Raw genomic sequence first — 26258 nt, forward strand, 5'->3', positions numbered from 1 at the left:
AGAGAGGGATGCATGAAACGGTTTTTAACGACGCTGATTATTTTACTTGTAGTGGTAGTGGCGGGGCTAACAGCTTTAGTGATGTTAGTGAACCCGAATGATTTTAGAGGCTACCTCGTTCAACAAGTTGAGAAAAAAAGTGGTTACCAACTTGATTTCAAAGGTGATATGCGTTGGCATGTATGGCCAACACTGAGCATCATTACTGGTCCAGTCTCAGTCACAGCACCTAACGCCAGCCAGCCTGTTTTAAGTGCTGAAAATATGCGCTTAGATGTGGATTTATGGCCGTTAATCTCCCATCGATTATCTGTTGAACAAATTGTCATTGATGGCGCAGTAATTCGCAAAACACCTGAAAGTGAACCCATTGCGACGGTTAACACCCCAGTTGCCCCTGGCGGTAGCCAAGTACCTGCCGATACAACAGATAAAAGCAAATGGTTACTCGATATCAGTAAAATTGATATCACCAACAGCTTAGTTATCTGGCAAACATCAAAAGATGAATACAACCTACGCAATATTAATCTGTCACTGAAAAAAAGTGATGATAAACAAGTTGCGATGAAATTCAGCGGTAATTTAAATAAGAACCAACAAGAATTTAATTTTGATATTAAATCAGATATCGATTTATCTAAATTATCTCAGCAGGTAAGTGGAAAAATCACGCAGTTTGATTATCAACTTAGTGGTGTTGATTTACCAGAAAATGGTATTAGCGGAAAATTCACCTCAGATTTTCTGTATACAAAAGCCAATTCAGGGGCGATTAGTCTTGATAATCTTGCCATTCAGGCAAATGACAGCCAATTAGTAGGGACAATCAATGTCAATTTAACCGATATTCCTGATGTAACGGTGAATCTATCCTCGCCTACTTTGAATCTCGATACGTTAATTGGGCAGGCACCAGCTGCGGGTAAATCGAATACAGCCAATGCAGCTTCTGAAAATACCGTCAGTAATAATGAGCGTGTTGGCGTGAAGCCCGTTATTTCGGGTTCCAACATGCAGAAGTATGATTTAACGGGATTGAAAGGATTTACTGCTCAATTTGATGTCTCGATGGACACATTGATTTATCGCGGCATGTCGATGACCGGGGTAAAAATTAAGGGCGATAACCAAACACCACGTTTAACGATTTCTCAGTTAGAGGGTAATGCGTTTGGTGGACAATTTTCACTACCTGTGACCATTAACTACAACGCTATCCCTGCTCAGGTTTCAGCAAAACCTGTATTTAATAATATTAATCTTACTCCGGTATTAAAGGCATTTAGTATGCCTGAAAAACTGAGCGGAATTATTTCATTAAATGCTTCGTTATCAGGTACTGGCTACGATGATTATGCGGTTAAAAATCAGTGGCAAGGACCGGTTAATTTTGAACTGCGCAGTGCTAAATTGGCGGATTTAAACATTCCGCAATTGATCCAACAATCAGTGTCCCGTTTCACTAATAAAATCAATATGCCAACAGATACCAACAGCTTCACAGAAGTGGATTTATTCACTGTGTCGGGATATCTCAATAAAGGCAATATGAATATTTCCTCCCTTAAAGCAACGTCTTCACTGCTGAATATTACAGGGCAAGGGCGCGTGAATATTCCAAAAGAAACCATCGATGTTAATTTAGGCGTAAATATTCTTGGCGGATGGGCAGGGGACTCTCGTTTGGTTCAGCAGTTGCGTAGTATGAATATTCCACTACGTATTTATGGTGGTTGGAATAACTTACAGTACCAATTGGATGTAGAAAAATTACTGCGTAATGAGCTACGAACTCAAGCGAAAGAAGCTATTGGTAGCTTCTTGAAAAAAGAAGAAAATAAAGGGCTAAATGATTTATTAAACGCGCTTTAACATATTATAAAACCGTCTTTTGTTATAAAACGAAGACGGTTTTTATTTAGTTATTATACAGTCTTAGTTATCCATAACCGTTTTCTGCGTAGTCCTGTTTTCTTCTCTCCTTTGCAGCATTTTTTTCAGAGAGATCATAATAACCTCTTTGCTGCTCTGTTTTTTTATCCTGTTGTTCTTCCACTAACAGCTCTTTAGAACTAGGTCTAGAATCTTGGAGTTTCGCCATTTCATTTTTTAGGTAATTAATTGAACCATTTTTTGATTTAAATGCTTTATCTAATGATTCCAGATCTATTTTTTTAGATTTATGGTGTTTATAACTTGAACTATCCAGCTTATTCTTAAGTTCTGTTATTTTTTCACCTAACTTATTTATTTGACTATTCACATCACTAAAAATAGTAGAGTCACTTGTAATTACATGTTGTGTAGAAATAGTTTCTCCAACAATGAAAATCGCTCTTATTGATGAAATGAGAGAGTTCACTTCATTATGAAGCTGTTTTATATCTTTCAGATGAACGGTTTTTTGATCCGTGGTGATTATTCTCACATGTTTAGCTTTTTTAGGGGAAGATGCATCACTGATAGAGTTCGCCGTTTTCAAAATAGGTTTAGGCATAGAAGTAGAATCATTATTTACACTTTTAGCTGAGCGTGAAAATTCAGTTGTCTTGCCTTGCTGATCAGTCACACTCATACGGCGAAGTTGGACTGGTTGGGTATTATTAATTGTAGTCATAAGTAGAGTCTCATTAAAGATTGATTATTAAACGATTTGAATTATTCAATACGCAAATAATTAATTCTTTAAAAAAACGCTACTACTTTTTAGTAATGGTTATACGGCAGTCATTTCCTCGACAAAAAAATACCGGCTCAATATTAAGATAAAAGCCGGTATTTAGATTGTATTAATCGTGACTTGTCTTAATCACACATTGCATTAACTAAGATTAGTCATCCACATAATCGTAGCCATCACCTACTGGTGCTGGTGGTGTAATCAAAACTTTATTCACGCGATGGCTATTCACCTCAAGGGGCTGGAAAATACAGCCATTGATTTCGACTTGCTCGCCCACTTCTGGAACGCGTTGTAAATGCTCCATTAAAAGACCCGCGATGGTTTCATACTCGCGCTTATCATCCAGCTCCATTGGGATATACATAATTAAATCTTCCAGTGGCATAAAGCCATTGGCAATCCATGTACCATCGTCCAATTTTTGAATGTCATGGCGGGAGTCATTTTCTTCATCGCCAACGGGTAAATTACCTGCGATAGTTTCCATCACGTCGGTTAATGTCACGATACCTTCGACTGAGCCGAACTCATCGACCACAAATGCAAAGTGGGTATGTGCTTTACGGAACTGTTCTAACGCTTTTAACAGTGATAAACCTTCAGGGAAAATAAGCGGCTGAGTAACCAGCGCACGTAAATTCAGTTGTTCACCACTAAGTTGCTGTTTGACTAAATCCAGCACATAAACCACGCCAATCGGGTCATCGCCGATACTTTCATCGACAACAACAAAACGTGAGTGTGGATTTTTTTCCATCAGTTCAATCAGTTCTGCAGACGACTTGTTAATATCCAAATAATCGACGTCGTGGCGGGACGTCATAATACTTTCGACGTTACGTTGCGCCATACCCAATACACGAGCAATCATTAAGCGCTCTTGTGGGTCAAACACAGATTGATTATCGGAGATTAAATCAGAGGTTCTTGCGTCTAATTCACCACGTTCAGTTTTACCACTTAAAATACGTAAGACAGCTTCTGCGGTACGTTCACGCAGAGGACGGCTACCTTTTAAGAATTTACGGCGGTTAAACTGCGCAAACTGGTTGAGCATCTCTATCATGATAGAGAAACCAATCGCTGCATACAGATAACCTTTTGGAATGGCGTAACCAAAACCTTCAGCCACAAGGCTGAAACCAATCATCAGTAAGAAGCTTAAGCACAAAATGACGATGGTTGGGTGCGCATTAACGAAGCTGGTCAGTGGTTTACTTGCCCAGATCATTAACATCATGGCGATAGTCACCGCTGCAACCATAACGCCGATATGGTCAACCATACCGACCGCAGTGATCACGGAGTCCAATGAGAACACCGCATCCAATACGATAATTTGCGCGACAACTGCCCAGAAATTGGAGGTTTTACGTTGGTTATTGGTATGTTCGTCCTTTCCTTCTAATCGCTCGTTTAGCTCCATGGTGGCTTTAAACAAGAGGAATATCCCCCCGATAAGCATTATCAGGTCTCTGGCGCTAAATGGATGCTCAAATAGAGTTAGAATAGGTTGGGTCAGCGTGATCAACCATGAAAGGCTGAATAACAGGATGATACGCATTACCAGGGCACACGTTAACCCTGTGATACGAGCTCTATCACGCAGTTTAGCTGGGAGTTTATCGGCCAGAATGGCGATAAAAACGAGGTTATCAATACCAAGAACGATTTCAAGAACGATTAGGGTAGCTAAACCCGCCCAAATCGAAGGATCTGCGATCCATTCCATACAGTTTGTTTTACCTTCTGATATGACGGCTTATACCGACTGGTGAATAATGAGGTTTGTTGACTTAAATATCAATAAAAATTCATTCAAGTAGCGTGATATTTGGCAAAAAATGATTCGATTAGTTTATCGATTGCATCAATAACTACCATGGAGCGGCATCCTGAGTTAACATGTGATCCCGTTAACAGAATGTCAGCACAATCGAGGCTGACTTGGTCCTAATCAGACAGGAGTTTTTCATGTCAAAGCAGCAGATTGGTGTTGTCGGAATGGCGGTCATGGGTCGCAACTTAGCCCTGAACATCGAAAGTCGCGGTTATTCAGTCTCTATTTTTAACCGTTCAAAAGATAAAACTGATGAAGTCATTGCCGAAAATCCAGGGAAAAAATTAGTTCCCAACTACACGATTGAAGAGTTTGTCGACTCTCTGGAAAAACCACGCCGCATCCTGTTGATGGTTAAAGCGGGTGAAGCAACAGACAAAACTATTGCTGCATTAACGCCACATTTAGACAAAGGCGACATTTTAATCGATGGTGGTAACACGCTGTACAAAGACACTATCCGTCGTAATCGCGAATTGTCAGAACAAGGATTCAACTTCATCGGTACAGGTGTTTCCGGTGGTGAAGAAGGCGCACTGAAAGGTCCTTCAATCATGCCTGGTGGGCAAAAAGAAGCGTACGAATTAGTTGCCCCAATCTTAAAAGAGATTGCAGCGAAAGCGGAAGGCGAACCGTGTGTGACTTATATTGGCCCAGACGGAGCTGGTCATTATGTGAAAATGGTTCACAACGGTATTGAATACGGTGACATGCAATTAATCGCTGAAGCTTACTCTTTATTAAAAGGTTCTCTGAACCTGAGCAATGAAGAGCTGGCGGAAACGTTCTCCGAGTGGAACCAAGGCGAACTGAGCAGCTACTTAATTGAAATTACAGCGGATATCTTCAAGAAAAAAGATGAAGAAGGTAAATATCTGGTTGATGTAATTTTAGATGAAGCGGCTAACAAAGGTACAGGTAAATGGACTAGCCAAAGCGCTTTAGATCTTGGCATCCCACTGACGTTGATCACTGAATCTGTCTTTGCGCGTTATATCTCTTTCCTGAAAGACCAACGTGTTGCCGCATCTAAAGTTTTAACTGGCCCAGTACTGAAAACGGTTGAAGGCGATAAAAAAGTCTTTATCGAGAAAGTACGCCGTGCACTTTACTTAGGTAAAATCGTTTCTTACGCTCAAGGCTTCCAGCAATTGAAAGCAGCGTCAGATGAGTACAACTGGGATCTGAACTACGGCGAAATCGCGAAAATCTTCCGTGCTGGCTGTATCATCCGTGCGCAGTTCCTGCAAAAAATCACTGATGCATACAATGACAATGCACAGATCGCAAACCTACTGTTAGCACCTTACTTCAAGCAAATCGCAGATGAGTACCAACAAGCTCTGCGTGATGTTGTCTGCTACGGTGTTCAAAACGGTATCCCAACACCAACATTCTCAGCGGCTATCTCTTACTACGATAGCTACCGATCAGCGGTGCTGCCTGCGAACTTAATTCAAGCGCAGCGTGACTACTTTGGTGCTCATACTTATAAACGTACTGATAAAGAAGGCGTTTTCCACACTGAGTGGATGGAATAAGAATAAACCGCAAGGTTATCTTCCGTAAGTGAAAAAAGGTGCTCAATCGAGCGCCTTTTTTATTTTTAACTTTTTATACACTTTCAGACTTCGAGTATTTCTTTCCTCACGCTTTTCCCGTTGAATATCCAGACAAAAATAGATTAAAAAAACAAAATAGGTATTTCACAGCATGAAATCCAAAACGATAAGTTTAATGGTAGTTGGTGTCACTCTTCTCGTCTCGATAGCGCTTATATCAGGAATGATATTATCAATGAATGACGAGCCATATCATGAAGTTAACAGTAAGGGCGAAAAAGTCGGTTACAGTATTTACGTTATTTATAATGATAAAGTTTATGCGAGTGTGCCGAGCAATGGCTTTTATCTGATGAAGGATGCCGATCCTGCAAGTTTTAAATTATTACCGGAAGGTACTTATTATGAACGTCAGTTTGCGATCGATAAAAACCATGCTTATTGTGGAAATTTGCTAATCCTTGCATTTAATCCGAACAGTGCAAAATCGCTGGGAAATAACTATTTTACCGATGGAAATCAGACCGTATATTGTTCAATGGGCTCAGTAAGGAATTATGAGCTTTCAACAATGGATGAATTATTTCAGTCTTGGTTATATGGTTGGGATTTAGGGGATAAACCACAAACCTATATTTACCCGATGAAACCACTTCCTGCATCATCGACATCATATCAATCATTATTATCACGTTATTTGGCAACTGACGGGCAGCGCGTTTTTTATCAAGGGGAATATATGCCAGATGCTGACCCTGCGACCCTACAAGATATTGGCTCCCTTCAGGATGATGGTTCCGTGAGAGATAGCCTTCATTTTTATCGTGATAATCTGAACGTCTATTATGACCAATATAGATTGCCAATAAAGAGTCATTCAGGTTTATACAGTTTGATACTGGATGGGTTATTTCAAGAGGGTTATTTGATTGATCCACAATCTGGCAATGTGGCAATGAATGACATTTTATTCCCTGAGGAACATGCGCCTTACCTACTAATAAGTCGTAATAGCCAGCATGTGAATCAAGCGTTATTTCTCTCTAAAGATGGCGTATTTTTCTACCATAGAGAAAAAGAAATTATTGTTCGAGCAGGGGCGAATCCATTTATTGATGGCGAATTAAAGGAAATAGCTCCCTTAGTATTCACTCATAATAACCAAACTTATTATCTACAGGATTCTGAGATTTGGGGAACGAATAAAAATCCGGGGTTAATTTCACGGAGTACAAAAATTTATCGTTTCAATGAGACGAATAGCGCACCTTGGGAAAAGGTGGGGGATTTAGATCATCACAGATTTGGTCAGGTATGGAAAAAAGGGAATGAATATTATTATTTTGATAATTTAGGCTCCACTCAACTAATTCGATATACCATTTATCGGATTGACAACCAGCGTACTGTGAATCGTTTGTTGAATGAACCGTTATTACCAAAAGATATTCGCATTTTGATTGATAATGATGATTTGCAACCGATAAAAGGCACTGAAGTGGTTCATGCAATTACCAAGTATCGATAAGATTCGATATCTATGCAGAAATTCTGATATTATCGATAGCCATTTTCAAAATCGCTATCGATAACTCACCTGTTCAGAATCGGTCATATGCATAAATTTCTCGCTTTATTATTACTTTTAGTCCTATTAGGGCCTCTTGGGATAGACCTGTATTTACCGACTATTCCGGCTATCGCTAAAGATTTAGGGAGTAGCGAGTCCATAATCCAATCCACAATTGGATTATTTATTTTAGTCTTAGGGATAGGGCAGCTAATTTCAGGACCTCTAGTCGATAGATTTGGTCGAAAGCCTATTGCTATCATTGGCTTAGCGATTTATTTGGCTGGATCCATTGTTGCGGCATTCTCAACGACGGCAGGGCTATTTATTGCTTCCCGATTGTTGCAAGGGGTGGCTGTGTGCTGCACCTCCGTGGTGGCATTTAGCTGTGTCCGCGACCGTATGAATGGGACTGAAGCCGCACGAGCATTTGGTTTTTTAAACGGAACACTTAATATTGTGCCAGCCTTGGCACCTTTATTAGGGGGATTACTGGCGGAGGCGTGGGGCTGGCGAGCGCCATTTTGGTTCTTAGCGATTTACGCTGTGGCAATTTTCTTGCTGATTCTATTTTTCCTACCAGAAACACGCCCATCCAGTTTACAACAGGTTAAAAAGCTTCAATTTAAGAGCTATTTTCGAATTTTAACCAGCGAGCATTTTTTGATTTTCGCGTTAGTCAATGCTGGCGCAATGGGCATGGCACTGACGTATGTCTCTTTAGCTCCTAGCGTATTAATGGGGGATGCTAAGCTATCGCCTCTCGAATTTTCCATTGTCTTTGGTGTCAATGGCTTCTGGATCATGCTGGCGAGTTATATCGCGAATTACTGCATTCGAAAAATGGGGCGTCCAGCGTGTTTATCTATTGGTAGTGTCATGATGGCACTCGGCTGCATCGGTTTATTATTCGGTTTGATGGTGCTTTCACCTGAAACACAAACCCATTGGTCAGTGTATATGCTGCCAGTAGCCTGCGCCTGTACTGGGCTTGCCTTTATGATGGGTACCGCGACCAGCTATGCATTGGAACCTTTTGGTAACGAAGCGGGAGCGGCTTCTGCATTAGTCGGGTTTGTGCAAATGGCGGGTGGCGCTGTATTAGGGTTATGTGCAATTGCGTTACCAATTGCGCCAAAATTGTCCCTTGCGTTGGTAATGCTAGCGGGATGTGTTTTCGGATTAGTTGCAAGAAAAATCAGTATAAAACGCGCTGCTGTAATAGAAAAAATAGAGTAACCGATATGATGAATAATCCACTGTTAAAGCAGCCGATGATCGGTTAGTGGTGATGTAGTGTGAACGCAATTACATCACCATAGAATGCGTTCTATGGTAACTAAATACTGATTTGAAGGTTATTTACCATGAAAAATAAACATTGGTCGAAAACGCAGTTATTACATGAAGTTGTTCAAAACCCCAATATCCATATTAAAGGACGTCACAGTTATTATAGTGATTGCTGGGATGATGGTTTTGAACAGTCTGTTGTGCGTTATTTACAAGGCGATGAACAGAGCCGAGATTGGCAATTAGCTTGGGATGTAGACCAACTCTATATTGGTGATTATGTGTGTATTGGGGCTGAAGCCGTTATTTTGATGGGGGGAAATCATACCCATCGATTAGATTGGTTCTGTTTGTATCCTTTTCTTGATCATATTGAAGAAGCCTATGTTGGTAAAGGCGATACCATTATTAGCGATGGCGTTTGGATTGGGATGCGGGCATTTGTCATGCCGGGCGTTCATATAGGCGAAGGTGCGGTGATTGCGGCGAACAGCGTTGTGGTTAAAGATGTAGCGCCTTACACTATTGTAGGCGGTAACCCTGCAAAGCCCATTAATACACGCTTTTCCCCTGATGTAATCGAGCAATTATTAGTGCTAAAGATTTATGAGTGGCATGAAGATAAATTCGAAGCATTGAAAGCGTTTATTTGCAGCTCAGATTTTCTGGCATTAAAAGAGGCTAGTGAGCAGTATGACCAAACTCATTAATCGGACATAGTACTTAAAATCTCTTTTTTCAACTTGAAGGGTTATCGCGAGATAGCCCTTTTTAGGATTAATTACCCATCATTTTGTGACTATTTCGGTTTTTTTATTATCATAATACGAGTACGTTAATTAAGCAGTTAGGTGTTAGGTTTGCTCATGCAGTATCAAACTCATGCAGTTTTAATTTGAGTCAACGCCTATGAAAAAATTAACTTATCGTATTTTTCATTTACTGGCTTCTTATCGTTGTATTTTGTTGGTTTCCATTATTAGTAGCTATTTTTCTTCTTTTCTTTATGCATCCTCGGAAAAAGCGGTCGCATATCCCGCACCGATTAATATCAGTCAGATTGAAATTAAATATAATGATCAACTGGATTATCCTGAGATAATTGGCAACATTACGAATGTTTCAAATGTTGTTTTATATCAGACCTATATTCGATTTGAACTACTGAAAGATGGCGTGTTTATTGGGGAAACAAACTATAGAGTGACTAGCTCAATTAAACCAAAACAAACGGTAAATTTCATTGCTACCATTCCAGATTATGATGTTGTACCCAATGAGCAGATTATTGTTGAAACTATCGCTGCCTATTATTTGGATAAACCGCGTTGAGTGTCATTTAGGAGCCAGCTGATGATGGTGGCTCCTTATCAATCAGAGTGTGGGTTATTCATCATTTGTGCGAATAAACTCGATTAAAGTGGGTGAAGCGATACGCTGGTAATCTTGGGTATTAAGAATAATTGAGCGCTCTAGGCTTCCCGCATTAAACGCGAGTTCATCAAAGCGGGTAAACAGGTAGGGGTCAGCGATAAGCTTCAGTGATGGATGAAAGCTAAATGGCGGGATAGCGCCGAAGACACAGTGAGTGAGTTCATCGACCTCTTTTGGGCTAGCTAATGAGGCACGAGTACCGCCAATGGCTTTGGCAATTTTACCTAAATCTGCTTGTTGATCAGCAGGTAAGATGGCTAAAACATGCTGGCGAATACCATTTCCTTTCACATGACAGACTAACCCTTTAGCGCCTTGACCTAGCTGTGTTCCGCGGATTTTTGCCACTTCTTCAGATTTTCCCGCCGTTGGGTGTTCCATCACGCGATACTTAGCATTTTTGCTATTCAGTAATTGGGTTAATTGTGTAAAAACGCCATTGTCAGACACAACGAGCTCCTTCTAAAATCCACATTAAATGAGGGGAATGATAACAAGTTCAGAGAGAGAAACAATGACGTGAGAAGAAAGTAAGGGCAGCTATCATAAAATAGTTACCCTTAAGCAAGTTACTGATGGCGCTCTTTCAAACGTTTGATAATGGCAGTTAAATCAAGGTCTTGATCTTGCAGTAAAACCATTAAGTGATACATCAAATCGGCGGCTTCGTTGGTTAGCTCTTCGCGGTCATTAACCGTGGCAGCGAGTGCAGTTTCAACGCCTTCTTCACCCACTTTTTGTGCAATACGCTTGGTGCCGCTAGCATACAGGCGGGCAGTATATGAACTTTCTGGGGAGGCATTTTTGCGCTCTTTCAGTAAGGTTTCTAATTCATATAAAAAGCCCCATTCGCTTTGAGCCGGTGCAAAGCAGCTGGTGGTGCCGTTATGGCAGGTGGGACCATCAGGCAGAGCCATGGCAAGTAGCGTATCGTTATCGCAGTCAGCAACAATATCTACCAAATTCAGGAAGTTGTTGGAGGTTTCCCCTTTGGTCCACAAACGTTGTTTGGTGCGAGAGAAAAAGGTGACTTTACGACATTCTAAGGTGACTTGTAGCGCTTCTTGGTTCATATAACCTAACATCAGAACATCGCCAGAAATAGCGTGCTGAACGATGACGGGCATCAGGTTATCGACTTTTTGCCATGCAAGCTGATTACATTGTTCTGTGGTTAACATACTCTAATTTGAACTCCATTTTCTGCTAAGTACTGCTTTAAGTCACCGATGTTAATAATCTGCTTGTGGAACACCGAAGCGGCTAAAGCGCCATCGACACCTGCGTCAGTAAAGGCGTCTAGGAAGTGGATTTTTTCCCCTGCGCCGCCGGAGGCGATCAGTGGAACTTGGCACACTTCACGAACTTTTTTCAGTTGTACCAGATCGTAACCTTGACGTACACCATCTTGGTTCATCATATTGAGAACAATTTCTCCAGCGCCACGCTCCTGAACTTCTTTCACCCAATCAAGGGTTTTCCAGCGAGTTTGGGTTGTGCGTTTTTCATCGCCAGTGAATTGATAAACTAAGTATTCATTGGTCTGCGCATCAAACCAGGTGTCGATACCGACCACAATACACTGAACGCCAAAGCGCTCAGCCAGACGGCTAATCAGTGTAGGTTCGGACAGCGCAGGGGAGTTGATAGAAATTTTATCCGCACCAAAAGAGAGGATTTGCGCGGCGTCTTCGACACTTTTGATCCCACCCGCAACGCAGAATGGAATATCAATCACTTCGGCCACTTTGGCGACCCAGCTTTTATCGACAACACGCCCGTCAGATGAGGCTGTGATATCATAGAAAACTAACTCGTCAGCACCTTCTTGGGCATAGCGTTGAGCCAGTGGAACGATATCACCGATGATTTCATGGTTGCGAAATTGCACCCCTTTAACCACTTGTCCGTCACGGACATCCAAACAAGGAATTATGCGTTTTGCCAGCATTGGATTGCCTCCGTTACGGTAAATTTACCTTCTAATAATGCGCGACCCACAATCACGCCTGCTGCGCCAGAAGCTGGTAGTGCGGCGATATCGTTTAAATTACCAATTCCGCCAGAGGCTTGCACCTCGATATCAGGGAATTTTTGGCTGATTTCGCGGTATAAATCCACATTGGAACCCGCCAGCGTGCCATCTTTTGAAATATCGGTGCATAGCACATGTTTTAAGCCATAAGGGCGATACATTTCAATAGCTTGTTCAAGGGATAAGTTTGAGTTTTCTTGCCAACCACTAATGGCAATCTCTTTGATGCCTTGGGCATTAATACGAACATCCAGCGCCAGTACGATAGCGTCGCCACCATAACGTTGGAACCACGTTTTGACTAACTCTGGTTGGGTCACTGCCGTCGAGCCAATCACCACGCGAGTCGCACCAGCATCTAACAGCGCTTTGACATCTTCTTCAGTACGAATTCCGCCCCCAACTTGCACCGGAACGGTCACGCCTGCCAATAGTTTTTTCAGCAGAGGAATTTGGCGTTTCTGTGGATCTTTAGCGCCCGTTAAATCCACTAAGTGCAGCAGTTTTGCCCCTTGCTTTTCATAATCTTGTAAGCGAGGGAGTGGATCTGTGCCATAGTCCGTTTGTTTGGCGTAATCCCCTTGATGTAAACGCACTACGGTGCCATCAATTAAGTCTAATGCTGGAATAATCATGGTTTTTACATCTCCAAGAAGTTTTGGATCAAGCGAGCACCCGCAGCACCCGAACGTTCTGGGTGGAACTGCACGCCATAGAAATTATCTTTATTCACGGCACTACTAAACAGGTTGCCATATTGTGTTTGCGCGATGGTGTTGGCGGAAATAGGCATTGAATAGCTGTGTACGAAATAAAAATAGGCATCGTCGCTTATCCCCTTAAACAGGGGATTGCCCGCGAGTGCTTTCACTTGATTCCAGCCACTGTGAGGGACAGGTAAGCCGTTTGCATCCATTTTGCGAACGGGGCTGTCGATCAATCCTAACAGTGGAATTTCTGTTTGACCTTCTTCACTGATACTGCCGAGTAATTGCATTCCAAGGCAGATACCCAAAACGGGTTGGGTTAGTGCTTTAATTAACGGAATGAGTTCACGCTCAGCCAGTTTTTCCATGGCTGCGCTGGCGGTGCCAACACCCGGTAGAAAGACTCTGTCTGCTTGTAAAATAGTGTTTGTGTCGCGGCTCACAATTGGGTCATAACCTAGGCGCTTAACGGCATAGGCGACGGACGCTAAGTTTGCACAGCCGGTATCGAGGATCACAACCTTCATTACAGAACTCCTTTCGAACTTGGCAAGGTATCCCCTTCAACGCGAATCGCTTGGCGTAAGGTACGACCAAAAACTTTAAACAGGCTTTCCGCTTTGTGGTGATCGTTTTTCCCTTTCGTTTTCAGGTGTAGCGTGCAGCCCATCGCATAGGATAACGAACTGAAGAAGTGCTCAATCATCTCGGTACTCAGGTCGCCAACTCGCTGATATTTAAATTCTGCTTTGTATTCAAGGTGCGGACGCCCAGAAATATCCAGTGCACAGCGTGCTTGGCATTCGTCCATCGGTAATACGAAACCAAAACGGGCAATGCCACGTTTATCTCCGAGTGCGACGCGTAGTGCTTCGCCTAACGCCAAGCCGGTATCTTCGACGGTGTGGTGGTCGTCAATAAAGAGATCCCCATTAACTTCAATGCGCAAGCGGAAGCCGCCGTGGGTAGCGATTTGGTCCAACATGTGGTCAAAGAAGCCAACGCCAGTGTTGATTTTGCTACCGCCTTCTTGGTCAAGCCACACTTCCACTTGGATGTTGGTCTCTTTGGTTACGCGCTCGACTAAGGCGTAGCGGTTACGCTTAGTGAGTTGGTTGGTAATGGTATTCCAATTCAGCTCTTTGGCACTGTAACGTAGCCCTTTAATCCCCATATTTTGGGCAAGCTGAATATCTGTCTCGCGGTCGCCAATGACATAGCTGTTTTCGATATCGAGAACACCGTCATTGAGGTAGCTTTCTACCAGCTTAGTTTTTGGTTTACGACAGCTGCAATTGTCTGCAGGCATGTGTGGGCAAATCAGCACATCATCAAAACGGATACCTTGAGATTCAAACACCTGCATCATTAAATTGTGTGGTGGATTGAAATCTTCCGTGGGGAAGCTCTTGGTGCCTAAACCGTCTTGGTTGGTGATCATTACTAAGCGATAATTGGCTTTTTGCAGTGCTAATAGGCTTGGAATGACATCATTTTCAAAGGCGAGCTTACTGAGGCTATCCACTTGATAATCTGTCGGTGGTTCAGTAATTAATGTTCCATCACGGTCGATAAAAAGAATTTTCTGGCTCATGATTATTTCCTAATTAGCAAAGTGCTTTAATCGCTTCAATAACACGGACGTTTTCAATTTCGGTACCAATGGTGATACGCAGGCAGTTGACCAGCCCCGGTTGTTTGCTTTGGTCGCGTAAAATAATGCCTTGATCCCACAGAGCCTTAAACACTTTAGCGCCATCGGTAAAACGCACCAGAATATAGTTGGTTTCACTTGGGTAGACGGTTTCAACGACAGACAATTCACGCAATGCCTCTGAAAGCGCAATGCGATTCTCGCGAATTTCTAACACGCGCTTTTTCATGGTGGCGATGCCATCAGCATTCAGGGCTTTTTCTGCTATCAGCGCCACAGGGGTAGAGAGCGGATAGGGGGCGATGACTTTCAGTAAAACTTCAATTACTTCAGGGGATGCTAAGGTAAATCCACAGCGTAAGCCCGCCAGTGCAAAAGCCTTTGATAAGGTTCTTAAAATTACTAAATTTGGGTATTTGGCAAGCCAGCTAGCGACGCTGAACTCAGGGCAAAACTCAATATAAGCTTCATCGACCACCACCAGCGCACGGTCAGCCGCCATTTCTAATACTTTCAGCAGCGCTTTATTATCGATGATATTGCCCGTCGGGTTATTTGGGCTACAGATGTAAATCAGCTTGGTATTCGATAAGTTTTCGCGGATAGCGGCGACATTCAGTGACCAATCTGGCAACGCCAGAATTTTTTTCTGTTCTACACCAAAGGTTTCCGCGCTGACGCTGTACATACCGTATGTTGGTGGGCAGAACATCACCGCATCTTTACCGGGTTCGCAAAATGCACGGATCAATAGTTCGATAGATTCATCCGCGCCACGGCACACTAATACTTGCTCAGGAGATAACCCTGCATAGGCGGCATAATTGTTAATCACACCAGCAGGTTGTGCCTCTGGGTAACGGTTAAGATTGCGTTCAATAAACTGATAATCTGGCGCCGTTGGGTATTCGTTGGCGTTGAGCCATACATCTCCATTTCCCCCAAGACGACGGGCGGACATATACGGGGTCATTACTTTTACATTTTCGCGTGCAAGGCTGGCTGCGTTAAACGTCTGGCTCATAGTTCACTCCTGATTTTGTTTTTTTAGTTCGGTGACTCGTAAGGTAACGGCGTTTTTGTGGGCAGTCAGCTGTTCCGCTTGTGCCAAAGTTTCTATGGTGTTGGCTAATCCTAGTAACCCTTGAGCCGACAGTTTTTGGACTGTCATTCGCTTCATAAAATCGGCTAAACCAAGGCTTGAATAGGTTGATGTGTAACCATAAGTTGGTAATACGTGGTTGGTGCCGGAAGCGTAATCCCCAGCGGATTCAGGGGACCAATCTCCCACAAATACCGATCCTGCACTGGTGATAGACTCAACCAAATCATCGGCATTGCGAGTTTGCAAAATCAAGTGTTCAGGTCCGTAGCGGTTACTGATTTCAACACATTGGTTGATAGAGTCCGCGATGATCACTCGGCTTGCGCTGAGCGCTTCACGCGCAATAGATGCACGAGATAACGCCGTCAGTTGTTTTTCAGTCTCTTCAATAACGCGCTGTGCAAAATCCGCGTCGTCGGTGAGCAAAATGACTTGAGAATCTGGCCCGTGTTCTGCTTGGGAGAGTAAATCCGATGCCGTAAATGCAGGGTTAGCTTGGCTATCGGCAATCACTAGTACTTCGGATGGCCCCGCTGGCATATCAATAGCCGCACCTTGGTAGCTTTGGCTAACTTGTCGTTTGGCTTCCGTTACATAGGCATTACCCGGTCCAAAAATTTTATCAACGCTCGGAATACTTTGGGTACCAAATGCCATTGCAGCAATAGCTTGGGCGCCACCAACTTGGAAAATGTCAGTAATGCCACATAGTTTGGCTGCATATAAAATTTCGTCTGCAATCGGTGGAGGTGAGCAGAGAATAATGTTGCGGCATCCGGCGATATTTGCAGGCGTTCCCAGCATCATGACAGTGGAGAGCAACGGTGCGGAGCCGCCTGGAATATACAGCCCGACAGAATCAATCGGGCGGGTCACTTGTTGGCAAATCACACCTGCTTGAGTTTCAACAGTGATCGGCGCAGGTTTTTGGGCTTCATGGAAGCGGCGAATATTGCCAATCGCCATGTTCATTGCCGCTTTAATGTCATCGCCAAGGCGAGCTTGGGCTTCATCAACGGCTTCTTGTGAAACACGAACAGAGGTAATGTCTGTTTTATCAAAACGTTGGCTCAGGGCGATGAGGGCTGCATCTCCCTCTGTACGCACTTGGTCAATAATTTGACTGACCGCGGCGCTAATGTTGCCAGAGGCGGCAATAGCAGGGCGCATCAGTAAAGCTTCTTGCTGCTCTTCAAGGCAGTCTGACCAGCGAATTGGTTGATTGAATCCCAGTTCCATGGCGAATTACTCCATCATTTTTTCAATTGGTAAAACAAGAATTGAACTTGCGCCCAAGGATTTCAGTTTTTCCATGGTTTCCCAGAATAGGGTTTCTGAGCTGACCATGTGCATTGCAACACGGCTTTGATCCCCTGCTAATGGCAAAATAGTTGGTCGCTCAGCACCCGGTAACAGTGCGATGATCTCTTCGAGTTTTTCACCCGGAGCATGCAACATAATGTATTTTGATTCGCGTGCTTGGATAACCCCTTGAATACGCGTCATCATGCGGTCAATTAACTGTTGCTTATCGGCAGACATTTCCCCGTCACGCTGGATTAAGCACGCTTTTGAGCGGTAGATGACTTCCACTTCTTTTAAGCCGTTTGCTTCAAGGGTTGCGCCTGTAGAAACGAGGTCACAAATGGCATCGGCTAAACCAGCGCGTGGTGCGACTTCGACTGAACCGTTCAGTAAGCAAGATTTGAATGTCACGCCTTTTTCATCAAAATAGCGTTTCAGTAGGTACGGGTAAGATGTCGCAACACGAGATCCATTCAAGCATTCTGCCCCGGTATAATTGAAGTCTAATGGCGCGGCTAAAGAGAGGCGGCAGCCACCAAAATCAAGGCGACGTAGAGTGGTAAATTGCGGATTTTCACCGCGAGCTTGGCGGCTTAATACTTCTTCTTCCAGTACGTTTTCGCCAATGATACCGAGGTCAACCACACCGTCCATTACCAGTCCCGGGATATCGTCATCACGTACACGAAGTAAATCAATAGGCATATTTTCTGCATAAGCAATCAGTCGCTGCTGTTGTAAATTGATTTTAATGCCGCAGCGAGCCAGTAGCTCTCTTGACTCTTCGCTTAGACGTCCTGATTTCTGTATTGCGATACGTAAACGTGATTTGTCCAACATAATTTTGCTCCACATCCCAAAAATATCTTTTTGATTAATAATAAAAAAACCCTCGGAAGATAATCTTCCGAGGGTTTTCTCAATTCGCATTTCAGCCACCGGAAGAGTCGTTGATCGTCTTCCAGCACACATCGCCCGAAAGACTAATCAGGATGATGGTGATGATGATGGTTGCGTGAAATACGAGTCATAATAGCTTCCGTTTAGTTATTTGGATAATTGCTTAAACATTCAATACTAATCAAGCTATCCGATTTCACACTATGAATGCAACCCTTTTTTTCAAAATAACTCATAATAATTAGTTCCCGGTTTTTTATAGTGATTAATCCCTTGGAAAATAGCTTCGGAAGTTGAATGATTTTCAGCTAATCTATGAGGCATTGATGCAATCACTTTCTCAGGATGCGGGACAGTCTTATGAAAAAAATCACCATTATTGGTTTAGGTTGGTTAGGGGTTCCTTTAGCGAGTCGCTTGATGGCACAGGGAATGACGGTCGCAGGAACGAAAACGAGTTTGGATGGTGTTGAAGCTGCCAAAAGGGTTGGTATTGACTGTTATCAACTGCAATTGACGCCAGAATTACAATGCGATACCGAAGATTTATGTGAATTAATGGAGGAGGCGGGGGTGATGGTAATTTTATTACCGCCATCAAAAGTCAGCCTTTCTGAGTATATTGTGGCGATTGAGCAATTAGTTGATAGCGCTATTAGCTATCAAATTCCTCGGGTTATCTTTACATCATCGACTTCTGTCTATGGTGATGTGGATGGCGTCATTAATGAAGATGCGCCGTTACTTGGTGAAACCGCCTCAGCACAAGCGTTAATTGCGGTTGAGCAATGGCTGCATGATTTACCCAATATTCAGGTGGACGTACTACGATTAGCTGGTCTTGTGGGTGAAAAGCGCCATGCAGGTCGCTTCTTAGCAGGGAAACAACAAGTCAAAGGGGCTAATCAGCCTGTAAATATGGTGCATCAAGATGATGTGATCGCCGCAATTTTGTTGTTGATCCAGCAATCCAATGGTGGACATACCTATAATTTATGTGCGCCTGAGCACCCGACGCGTCGGGAGTTTTACACTGAAGCAGCAAAGTCATTAGGCTTAACACCGCCAGAATTTGCGCTTGAAGAGCATGAAGCGACAGGGAAAACAATCGATGGAAATCGAATTTGCCAAGAAATGGGGTTTGAGTATGAGTTTACTCACCCACTTTATATGCCGATGAGTTAAATAAAATCCGTGGCGCTCAATACGAACGCCACGCTAAATGCTTATTTGATAGGTAACATCACAATTTCTTGGAACTCAGGACGCTTGGTCAGTGTTTGATACCAGCGCTCTAAATGAGGAAATTCAGGGCGTTCTGTCACAATTTCATGCCATGGGTAGAACAGTGGCGCTATGGCAATATCTGCAATACCAAATTTATCTCCGCTAAAATAGGCTTGAGTCGCCAGAGCATCATCCGCAATTTTCAGCAGCTTTTCGATATTTTGATAAATGACTTTGGCTTGAGCCGGGTCTCTATCGGCTTCAGGAACGCGAACGATTTTGTTCATCATCTGCTTGATATGGTCAAACAAATTAGCGCTGCTCCAATCCATCCATTTATCAGCAGCCGCTTTTTCTTGCAGATCACGGGCTAACAATAGGTGAGAGTGATCATACTTTTCCGTAAGGTAACGTAAAATTGCATTGGATTCCCACAGGGTAAAGCCTTCATCCTGTAAAGTTGGAATTGTGCTGTTTGGATTCATTTTCTTATATTCAGGTGTATCAACACCACCGAATGGGCCACCAACATCTTTTTGATTATAAGGAATATTCAGCTCTTTCAAGCACCACAGTACTTTTTTCACGTTTGAAGAGTTAGTACGTCCCCAGACAGTTAACATTGGAATCTCCCATGACTATGTTTTAACTTAAAGACGGTATTTTTGACCTAAACAAGATAGATGAAATTAATGAATTGAGAAACTTTATTATTTATTAATTGCGGTGGTCATCATCACTTATTTTGTTTAGGGTATAGGGGGACTTTAATTAGCGTAATATTTTGCAGTATCTCGATGAATTTGACTGCATTTTTGGTTTCTAGTGAATATTTTATTAAACATGGTTTGATTGTGATGAACGCTTTGAATGGTAATAGCAACACTAATAGTAAAGGAGTAACCAATGAATAAAACAACATTGTCCTCAGCAATTAGAGGAACAGGTATCGGGTTCAGTCTATTCGTTGTGATGAGCACAAGTAGTTATGCAGCTCAGACACCAGTTGCTCCACAGGTTGACGCAAAAGCGTTTGTATTAATGGATTATAACAGCGGTAAAATTTTGGCATCGGGTAACCCTGATGAGCGTTTGGATCCTGCAAGTCTAACCAAGATCATGACTAGCTATGTGGTCGGGCAAGCGGTCAAAGCAGGGAAAATTACACCGCAAGATATGGTGACAGTGAGTGAAGCCGCATGGGCGACAGGAAACCCTATTTTAAAAGGTTCTTCCTTGATGTTTTTGAAACCGAAAGACCGTGTTTCGGTATTGGATTTAAATAAAGGCGTGGTAATTCAATCTGGGAATGATGCCAGTATTGCCTTGGCTGAGCACGTTGCGGGGAGCCAAGAATCTTTTGTTGACCTGATGAATGGCTACGTCCAAAAAATTGGCTTAACCAATACCCATTTTAAAACCGTACATGGTTTAGATTCTGAAGGGCAATACAGTACCGCTCGGGATATGGCTGTGTTAGCGCAAGCGCTGATCCGCGATGTACCTGATGAGTATGTATTGCATAAAGAGAAAGAGTTTACGTTCAATAATATCCGTCAACCTAACCGTAACCGTTTATTGTGGAGCCAAAATCTCCATGTTGATGGCGTGAAAACAGGACATACCAGCGGGGCGGGTCATAACCTAGTCGCATCAGCAACCGATGGTCCTATGCGTCTGATTTCAGTTGTTTTAGGTGCTCCGAGTGACCGCGTTCGTTTTTCTGAAAGCGAAAAGTTACTCACTTGGGGCTTCCGTTTCTTCGAAACAGTGACACCGATTAAAGGGGATGCTGTTTTACAGACACAACGTGTTTGGTTTGGTGACATTTCAGAAGTGCCTTTAGGGGTCGAAAAAGATGTGGCAGTGACTATTCCAAAAGGTCAGTTACAAAACCTAAAAGTGGATATCAAACTGGATAATGACTCCCTTGAAGCTCCTTTAGCATTGAATCAAAAAGTGGGTACGATTAACTTTATTCTCAATGGTGAAGTGATTGAACAGCACCCATTGGTTGCAAAACAAGCTGTAGAGGAAGCGGGGTTTGTAGGTCGTATTTGGGATTACATCATGAAAACCATTACTGGCTGGTGGAATGCCATTTTTGGATGATTAAAACCTAATTATAAAATTAATATATGGAGACCTCTTTATGAGGTCTCTTTTTTTGTAATGAATAACATTAAATAAATTTACAGATAAACTTCAATTGAAATATTTTTAATTCAATTTAATAATCATTTTAATTGTTTGAGAGCTAACTATTTTACTGTTATTTAAATATCAATAGCTGAAATTATCTCATACAATTTCATAATATATTTATTAATTTAATTAATTGAAATGGAGAATTATCAATGGGCATTTCCATGGAAGAAAGAATGCATCAGCTGTCCTTACAAAAAAATACCAAAGGGATTGGGGAAAACAGTGTTAATGGTGGTCGTGCGGATAATCGCGGTGAAAATAGTGGCGTTATGAAATCCGGTGATGCCATTGATTCTGGCAACGGGGGCGGTTCTGTAGATGGCGGTAATACATTAAACCTGCATACTAACAATCATATAATGCAAGGTGGGCTTGCGCGTAATAATGGCGTTAACAATGGGGACGTTGAGGGGGGACATAGCACCAACTTTGGTTTAAATAATAATGAACTTAATGGTGGTTCCGCAACGAATGAATTTGGTTCTGTTAACCATGAAAATTCACATATTAAAGGCGGTAATGCTATTCGTGAATTGCAAGGCGGTATTGAAAAATACCAAGGAATGCAAAAGCAATTGGCGGAGGCAAATAAAGAAATCACTCGCAAAACTAATGAGTTGTCAGCACTGAAAAAAGAAATTGCATCACAAAAAGTAGAATTGCAAAAACAGCAGCAAGCATTAGCAGATCAAGCTTTTCAATCGAAAGATATGCAAGATAAGCTGAATGCGGCGCAACAGCTTCTTGCTCAAAGTGAAGAAGAAAAACAGTCATTAAATAATGAACTGATGAAGGCAAAAGGGGATATGAATCAACTTCGCTCTGATATGAAAGCTCAACGTGGTGAAATAGACAAACTCAAAGCTCAGGTTGATGCGGGCAAGCAAGAGATCAACGAGCTGGAAGTTAAATTAGATAAGACGAGTGGTGATAAAGAGAAACTCGAAGAGCGCTTAAAAGTCCAGCAAGAACGTAATAAAAAACAAGAAGAAAAAATTGCTGAAATTCAAGGTAAGATTGATGACAAACAAAAAGAAATTGCCGCTTTGAATGACAAGTTTGCAGATGAAGGAAAAAATCAAGCAGGTTTAAATGCTAAAATCCAGCGTTTAGAAAATGATATTGACAACTTAAAGAGCATTTTAGATAAGAAAGTTGAAAAAGAGTCTGAGTGCAGCTCTAAAGTTTCTCAACTACAAGAAAGAATTAGCGTCTTAGAAGCAGAGAAAAAAGAGTTAGACTCCTTGCTGCAAAACGAACTTCGCTCTTACACTAAACTGGCTGAAGAATATCGTCTCTATAAGCTATCCGTTAAAACAGACATGGAAACATTTAAACAGCTCAAACCAATGCTTTCTCAAATTGGTGATTTAGCAAACCAAGGTGAAGATATCTTAAATGACCCATCTAAAGCGTCGACAGTGACATTAGAAGCAACCGTAAGCTCGCGTAAAACTGAACGCTCGGCAGGAAGCACATTAGGCGGTTCTGCACAAAATACAGGGACTAATTTAGGTACAATTCATGGTGGAAATAGTACAAGTAACACTCAGAACCATAACACTCAGTACAATGGCGTGGTTGTTGACGATAGTGCGGTTGAAGTTGCTGCGGATAAATTAATTGAAAATATGAGTAGTTTGGTGGAAACCACCGAAACCGTGATTAAAGATGCGGGAGAGTCAGTAAACGGAATGGTTAGAACGGCAGGGGTGTTTGTTCAGACTCAAACGACTCAACACATTAACAGCATTGGCTTTTAACATTTTGTATTGATCCTGTATTTTGGAACATAATAAAAGGCCTGCATAATATGCAGGCCTTCTTGATAGCACTCATCAACATTTCAATGCAAGCGATAAATTATTCGCAATGACCCAATTTAATCGCCAAACCGCCTTGGGAAGTTTCGCGGTATTTTGCGTTGATATCTTTACCTGTTTCATACATGGTTTCGATGACTTTATCGAGACACACGCTTGGCGCGCTCACACGGCGTAATGCCATACGAGCAGCATTTACAGCCTTAACAGATGCAATTGCGTTACGTTCGATGCAAGGTACTTGGACTTGCCCACCAACAGGATCACAGGTTAATCCTAGGTTATGCTCCATGGCGATTTCCGCCGCAACACACACTTGCTCTGGGCTACCACCCATGAGTTCTGCCAAACCAGCAGCAGCCATAGAGCAGGCTACACCGACTTCACCTTGGCAACCGACTTCTGCACCCGAGATGGACGCATTCATTTTGTACAGCGTACCAATCACGCCTGAAACTAAGAAATAGCGGGTATAAGAGTTTTCGTTGACTGGGCGAATAAACTTATCGTAGTAAGCCAATACCGCAGGAATAATTCCGCACGCACCATTCGTTGGGGCAGTCACAACACGGCCACCGGCGGCGTTCTCTTCATTGACAGCAAGGGCGTACATGTTGATCCAGTCAATCACTGCCATTGGGTCAATATTGTTATTGTCAGAGGTCACTAATTGACGGCGTAATGCCGCCGCACGGCGAGGAACGCGCAGTGGACCAGGTAATAAACCTTCGGTGCTCACCCCACGTTCAATACCGGCTTTCATGACATCCCACACCGCAGCCAGATAGTCAGAAATCTCTTCTTTGCTGTGCAAGGCTAATTCGTTTTGCATTACTAATGCAGATAAAGATAATCCCGTTTCTTTACAGTGTTTTTGTAAATCAGCTGCATACTTGTATGGGTAAGGGACTTGAACCGCATTTTTAGTTTCTTGACCGAAATGTTCTTCATCGACGATAAAACCACCGCCAATAGAATAATAATTCTTGGTATACAGAACGTTATCGTCATCAAATGCGGTAATTGTCATTCCGTTTTCGTGTAATGGTAGGTTGGTTGAATGGAAATTCATCCCACCTTCCGTTGGGAAATCGACTTCATGTTGACCATTTGCCAGCAACAGTTTGCCAGTTTGCTCAACATTGCGCATAAATGCTGGGATAGCATCAATATCAATCGTATCAGGCAGATTACCCGCCAAACCCATAATAATCGCCATATCGGTGGCGTGCCCTTTACCTGTTAGGGATAAAGAACCATAAACATCGACGGAAATACGTGTGGTTTTAGTGAGAAGATTTTGCTGGATGAGGTCATCGACAAACTGCTTACCGGCTTTCATAGGGCCGACAGTGTGTGAGCTGGATGGTCCGATACCGATTTTAAAAATGTCGAATACGCTAATCATATTCTGTCTTCCTATATTGAAGGATCCCCATCAAACTGGCAATTACAGGGTATTTGTTGTCAGTAAGATGATTATAGAAGATCCCTCAATTAACCAGATTGATATAGGTTAATTGAGGGCTTAGATTTACTTAATTATTTGCTAATTTTTTTAATTAGAAGAATAACTTGTAAGTTGCAGCGGAGATAGCGACCAGACCCATGATGACAACGAAGATATTGCTGAGTTTACCGGAGTATTTACGCATCGCAGGAACTTTGCTGATTGCATACATTGGCATTAAGAACAGCAGGATTGCGATAACTGGGCCACCCAGACTTTCAATGATATCCAGTACACCAGGGTTCAATGTTGCAACAATCCAAGTTGTTACTAACATGAACAGTGCAGTACCACGATTTAATTTTTTAACATCAACTGTTTTGCCTTTTGCGCGATATGCACGCTCAACTAAACCATTGAAACCTTCACGAGCACCTAAGTAGTGGCCTAAGAATGATTTGATGATAGCGATAAAGGCGATGATAGCTGCGGCATACTTGATGAACGGCTGATCAAAATAGCCAGACAGGTAGTCAAGGATACTGATATTTTGCGCTTTAGCTGCAGCAAGGTCAGCTGAAGACAGTGTGAATACACAGCTGATGACGAAGAACATTACAGTCAGAACCATCAGGATGTGTGCAGAAGCTAGAATGCGTGAGCATTTTTTCTCAGCCGCTTCATCATACTCTTCACGTTTTGCAACAGAGAAAGCAGAGATGATTGGTGAATGGTTAAACGCGAAAACCATAACTGGGATTGTTAACCAGATAGTGATCCAAATGCTTTGTCCACCTGATGCTTTAGCCGCTTCAGTCACGTTATCTAAAGATAATGTGCTCAGAGCATCGGTGCTCCAATGTGGAACCATATACAGAGAGAAAGCGACCAGTACGGCGATGAATGGGAACACCAGCATACTCATGACTTTAACAATGTATTTTTCACCGAATGCCACGATTGCCATGACGCCACCGACTAAAATCAGTGCCAGCAACCAACGTGGTGGTGCACCAACGCCTAATAGTTCAGTCAGGAATTTGTTAACGTTGTTAGTGATGGAAACGCCATAAACTAACAAAATAGGATAAATTGCAAAGAAATAGAGCAGGGTGATCCAGTTACCTGCTGTACGACCAAAGTGCTCTTCTACCACTTCGGTAATGTCACCGTCTTTCTTTGAACCGGAAAGGACAAAGCGTGTTAAACCACGGTGAGCAAAAAATGTCATTGGGAAAGCAAGTACTAACATCAGTAATACTGGCAGTAATCCACTCATACCCGCATTGATAGGCAAGAATAAAACACCAGCGCCGATGGCGGTACCATAAAGACCGAGCATCCACACGGTGTCTGTTTTACGCCAAGCGGTAGCATTCCCTGTTTGCGAGGCTGTTTTGTTGATGGAACCAACTTTTGTTGTATCCATAATAGTCTCCAAAAATAAAAGTCAAAAAAT

23 protein-coding genes and 1 other annotated feature are annotated in these 26258 nt (G+C 42.6%); of the genes, 9 read left to right on the plus strand and 14 right to left on the minus strand.

What is annotated here, in order from left to right:
* Positions 1–12 precede the first annotated feature (12 nt).
* Complete coding sequence (gene asmA, locus ACIH2S_RS05785) at positions 13–1875, plus strand: outer membrane assembly protein AsmA (RefSeq protein ID WP_272534667.1); 1863 nt, start codon at positions 13–15, stop codon at positions 1873–1875.
* A gap of 67 nt (positions 1876–1942) precedes the next feature.
* Here the strand turns inward: asmA and ACIH2S_RS05790 are convergent, their stop codons facing one another.
* Both ACIH2S_RS05790 and ACIH2S_RS05795 read right to left on the minus strand, forming a co-directional pair.
* Entirely contained in the window at positions 1943–2620 is a 678-nt protein-coding gene (locus ACIH2S_RS05790) for a hypothetical protein (protein ID WP_108478981.1), read from the minus strand.
* A gap of 214 nt (positions 2621–2834) precedes the next feature.
* Entirely contained in the window at positions 2835–4418 is a 1584-nt protein-coding gene (locus tag ACIH2S_RS05795; RefSeq protein ID WP_036949673.1) for a TerC family protein, read from the minus strand.
* Positions 4419–4660: 242 nt separating this feature from the next.
* Here ACIH2S_RS05795 and gndA point away from each other — a divergent pair, with 242 nt between their 5' ends.
* The 5 genes from gndA to ACIH2S_RS05820 all read left to right on the plus strand — a co-directional run bounded on the left by gndA (position 4661) and on the right by ACIH2S_RS05820 (position 10283).
* Positions 4661–6067, plus strand: a complete 1407-nt coding sequence (gene gndA / locus ACIH2S_RS05800; RefSeq protein WP_108478980.1) for an NADP-dependent phosphogluconate dehydrogenase — start codon at positions 4661–4663, stop codon at positions 6065–6067.
* 256 nt (positions 6068–6323) lie between these two features.
* A complete protein-coding gene (locus tag ACIH2S_RS05805) occupies positions 6324–7616 on the plus strand; it encodes a DKNYY domain-containing protein (RefSeq protein ID WP_349487655.1) in 1293 nt (430 codons plus the stop codon).
* Positions 7617–7703: 87 nt separating this feature from the next.
* The gene (locus tag ACIH2S_RS05810) at positions 7704–8897 is read left to right on the plus strand and encodes a multidrug effflux MFS transporter (protein ID WP_349487656.1); all 1194 of its coding nucleotides are present in this window, start codon (positions 7704–7706) and stop codon (positions 8895–8897) included.
* Positions 8898–9025: 128 nt separating this feature from the next.
* On the plus strand, positions 9026–9661 hold the full coding sequence (locus tag ACIH2S_RS05815; protein ID WP_108478978.1) for a CatB-related O-acetyltransferase: 636 nt from the start codon (positions 9026–9028) through the stop codon (positions 9659–9661).
* Positions 9662–9860: 199 nt separating this feature from the next.
* Positions 9861–10283 (plus strand): FxLYD domain-containing protein, encoded by a 423-nt coding sequence (locus ACIH2S_RS05820; protein ID WP_196712265.1) that lies wholly within the window; start codon positions 9861–9863, stop codon positions 10281–10283.
* Positions 10284–10337: 54 nt separating this feature from the next.
* Here the strand turns inward: ACIH2S_RS05820 and ACIH2S_RS05825 are convergent, their stop codons facing one another.
* The 9 genes from ACIH2S_RS05825 to hisG form a co-directional block, all read right to left on the minus strand.
* On the minus strand, positions 10338–10766 hold the full coding sequence (locus ACIH2S_RS05825; protein WP_230082515.1) for a YbaK/prolyl-tRNA synthetase associated domain-containing protein: 429 nt from the start codon (positions 10764–10766) through the stop codon (positions 10338–10340).
* Positions 10767–10954: 188 nt separating this feature from the next.
* Complete coding sequence (hisIE, locus tag ACIH2S_RS05830) at positions 10955–11566, minus strand: bifunctional phosphoribosyl-AMP cyclohydrolase/phosphoribosyl-ATP diphosphatase HisIE (protein WP_036951929.1); 612 nt, start codon at positions 11564–11566, stop codon at positions 10955–10957.
* Complete coding sequence (gene hisF, locus ACIH2S_RS05835; RefSeq protein WP_108478976.1) at positions 11560–12336, minus strand: imidazole glycerol phosphate synthase subunit HisF; 777 nt, start codon at positions 12334–12336, stop codon at positions 11560–11562. Before hisF ends, hisIE begins: the two co-directional genes overlap by 7 nt.
* Entirely contained in the window at positions 12318–13055 is a 738-nt protein-coding gene (hisA, locus tag ACIH2S_RS05840; RefSeq protein ID WP_036951923.1) for a 1-(5-phosphoribosyl)-5-[(5-phosphoribosylamino)methylideneamino]imidazole-4-carboxamide isomerase, read from the minus strand. The genes hisF and hisA overlap by 19 nt, the downstream gene beginning before the upstream one ends.
* Before the next feature lie 5 nt (positions 13056–13060).
* Complete coding sequence (gene hisH, locus ACIH2S_RS05845) at positions 13061–13654, minus strand: imidazole glycerol phosphate synthase subunit HisH (protein ID WP_036951920.1); 594 nt, start codon at positions 13652–13654, stop codon at positions 13061–13063.
* Positions 13654–14721 carry a bifunctional histidinol-phosphatase/imidazoleglycerol-phosphate dehydratase HisB gene (gene hisB, locus ACIH2S_RS05850; RefSeq protein WP_108478975.1) on the minus strand — a complete coding sequence of 356 codons (1068 nt, stop codon included), beginning with the start codon at positions 14719–14721 and terminating at the stop codon, positions 13654–13656. Before hisB ends, hisH begins: the two co-directional genes overlap by 1 nt.
* A 13-nt stretch (positions 14722–14734) precedes the next feature.
* The gene (hisC, locus tag ACIH2S_RS05855) at positions 14735–15805 is read right to left on the minus strand and encodes a histidinol-phosphate transaminase (protein WP_430248236.1); all 1071 of its coding nucleotides are present in this window, start codon (positions 15803–15805) and stop codon (positions 14735–14737) included.
* Between the two features lie 3 nt (positions 15806–15808).
* A complete protein-coding gene (gene hisD / locus ACIH2S_RS05860; RefSeq protein ID WP_430248237.1) occupies positions 15809–17125 on the minus strand; it encodes a histidinol dehydrogenase in 1317 nt (438 codons plus the stop codon).
* A 6-nt stretch (positions 17126–17131) separates the two neighbouring features.
* Positions 17132–18031, minus strand: coding sequence for an ATP phosphoribosyltransferase (gene hisG, locus ACIH2S_RS05865; protein WP_036952018.1), 900 nt, complete (start codon positions 18029–18031; stop codon positions 17132–17134).
* A gap of 40 nt (positions 18032–18071) precedes the next feature.
* Positions 18072–18199 (minus strand) — a sequence feature (His leader region).
* Positions 18200–18451: 252 nt separating this feature from the next.
* Between hisG and ACIH2S_RS05870 the strand changes: the two genes are divergently transcribed.
* Complete coding sequence (locus tag ACIH2S_RS05870) at positions 18452–19276, plus strand: SDR family oxidoreductase (protein WP_108478974.1); 825 nt, start codon at positions 18452–18454, stop codon at positions 19274–19276.
* 41 nt (positions 19277–19317) lie between these two features.
* Here ACIH2S_RS05870 and ACIH2S_RS05875 read toward each other — a convergent pair whose 3' ends face one another.
* The gene (locus tag ACIH2S_RS05875) at positions 19318–19941 is read right to left on the minus strand and encodes a glutathione S-transferase family protein (RefSeq protein ID WP_430248239.1); all 624 of its coding nucleotides are present in this window, start codon (positions 19939–19941) and stop codon (positions 19318–19320) included.
* A gap of 283 nt (positions 19942–20224) precedes the next feature.
* Here ACIH2S_RS05875 and ACIH2S_RS05880 point away from each other — a divergent pair, with 283 nt between their 5' ends.
* Positions 20225–21430, plus strand: coding sequence for a serine hydrolase (locus tag ACIH2S_RS05880; protein ID WP_108478973.1), 1206 nt, complete (start codon positions 20225–20227; stop codon positions 21428–21430).
* 269 nt (positions 21431–21699) lie between these two features.
* Entirely contained in the window at positions 21700–23289 is a 1590-nt protein-coding gene (locus tag ACIH2S_RS05885) for a hypothetical protein (protein ID WP_234413559.1), read from the plus strand.
* 100 nt (positions 23290–23389) lie between these two features.
* Here ACIH2S_RS05885 and ACIH2S_RS05890 read toward each other — a convergent pair whose 3' ends face one another.
* Positions 23390–24757 carry an L-serine ammonia-lyase gene (locus ACIH2S_RS05890; protein WP_036951897.1) on the minus strand — a complete coding sequence of 456 codons (1368 nt, stop codon included), beginning with the start codon at positions 24755–24757 and terminating at the stop codon, positions 23390–23392.
* A 154-nt stretch (positions 24758–24911) separates the two neighbouring features.
* Positions 24912–26228, minus strand: a complete 1317-nt coding sequence (locus ACIH2S_RS05895) for a serine/threonine transporter (RefSeq protein ID WP_108478971.1) — start codon at positions 26226–26228, stop codon at positions 24912–24914.
* Positions 26229–26258 lie beyond the last annotated feature (30 nt).

It is taken from the genome of Providencia lanzhouensis (genome assembly GCF_050469745.1).
Lineage (GTDB): Bacteria > Pseudomonadota > Gammaproteobacteria > Enterobacterales > Enterobacteriaceae > Providencia > Providencia lanzhouensis.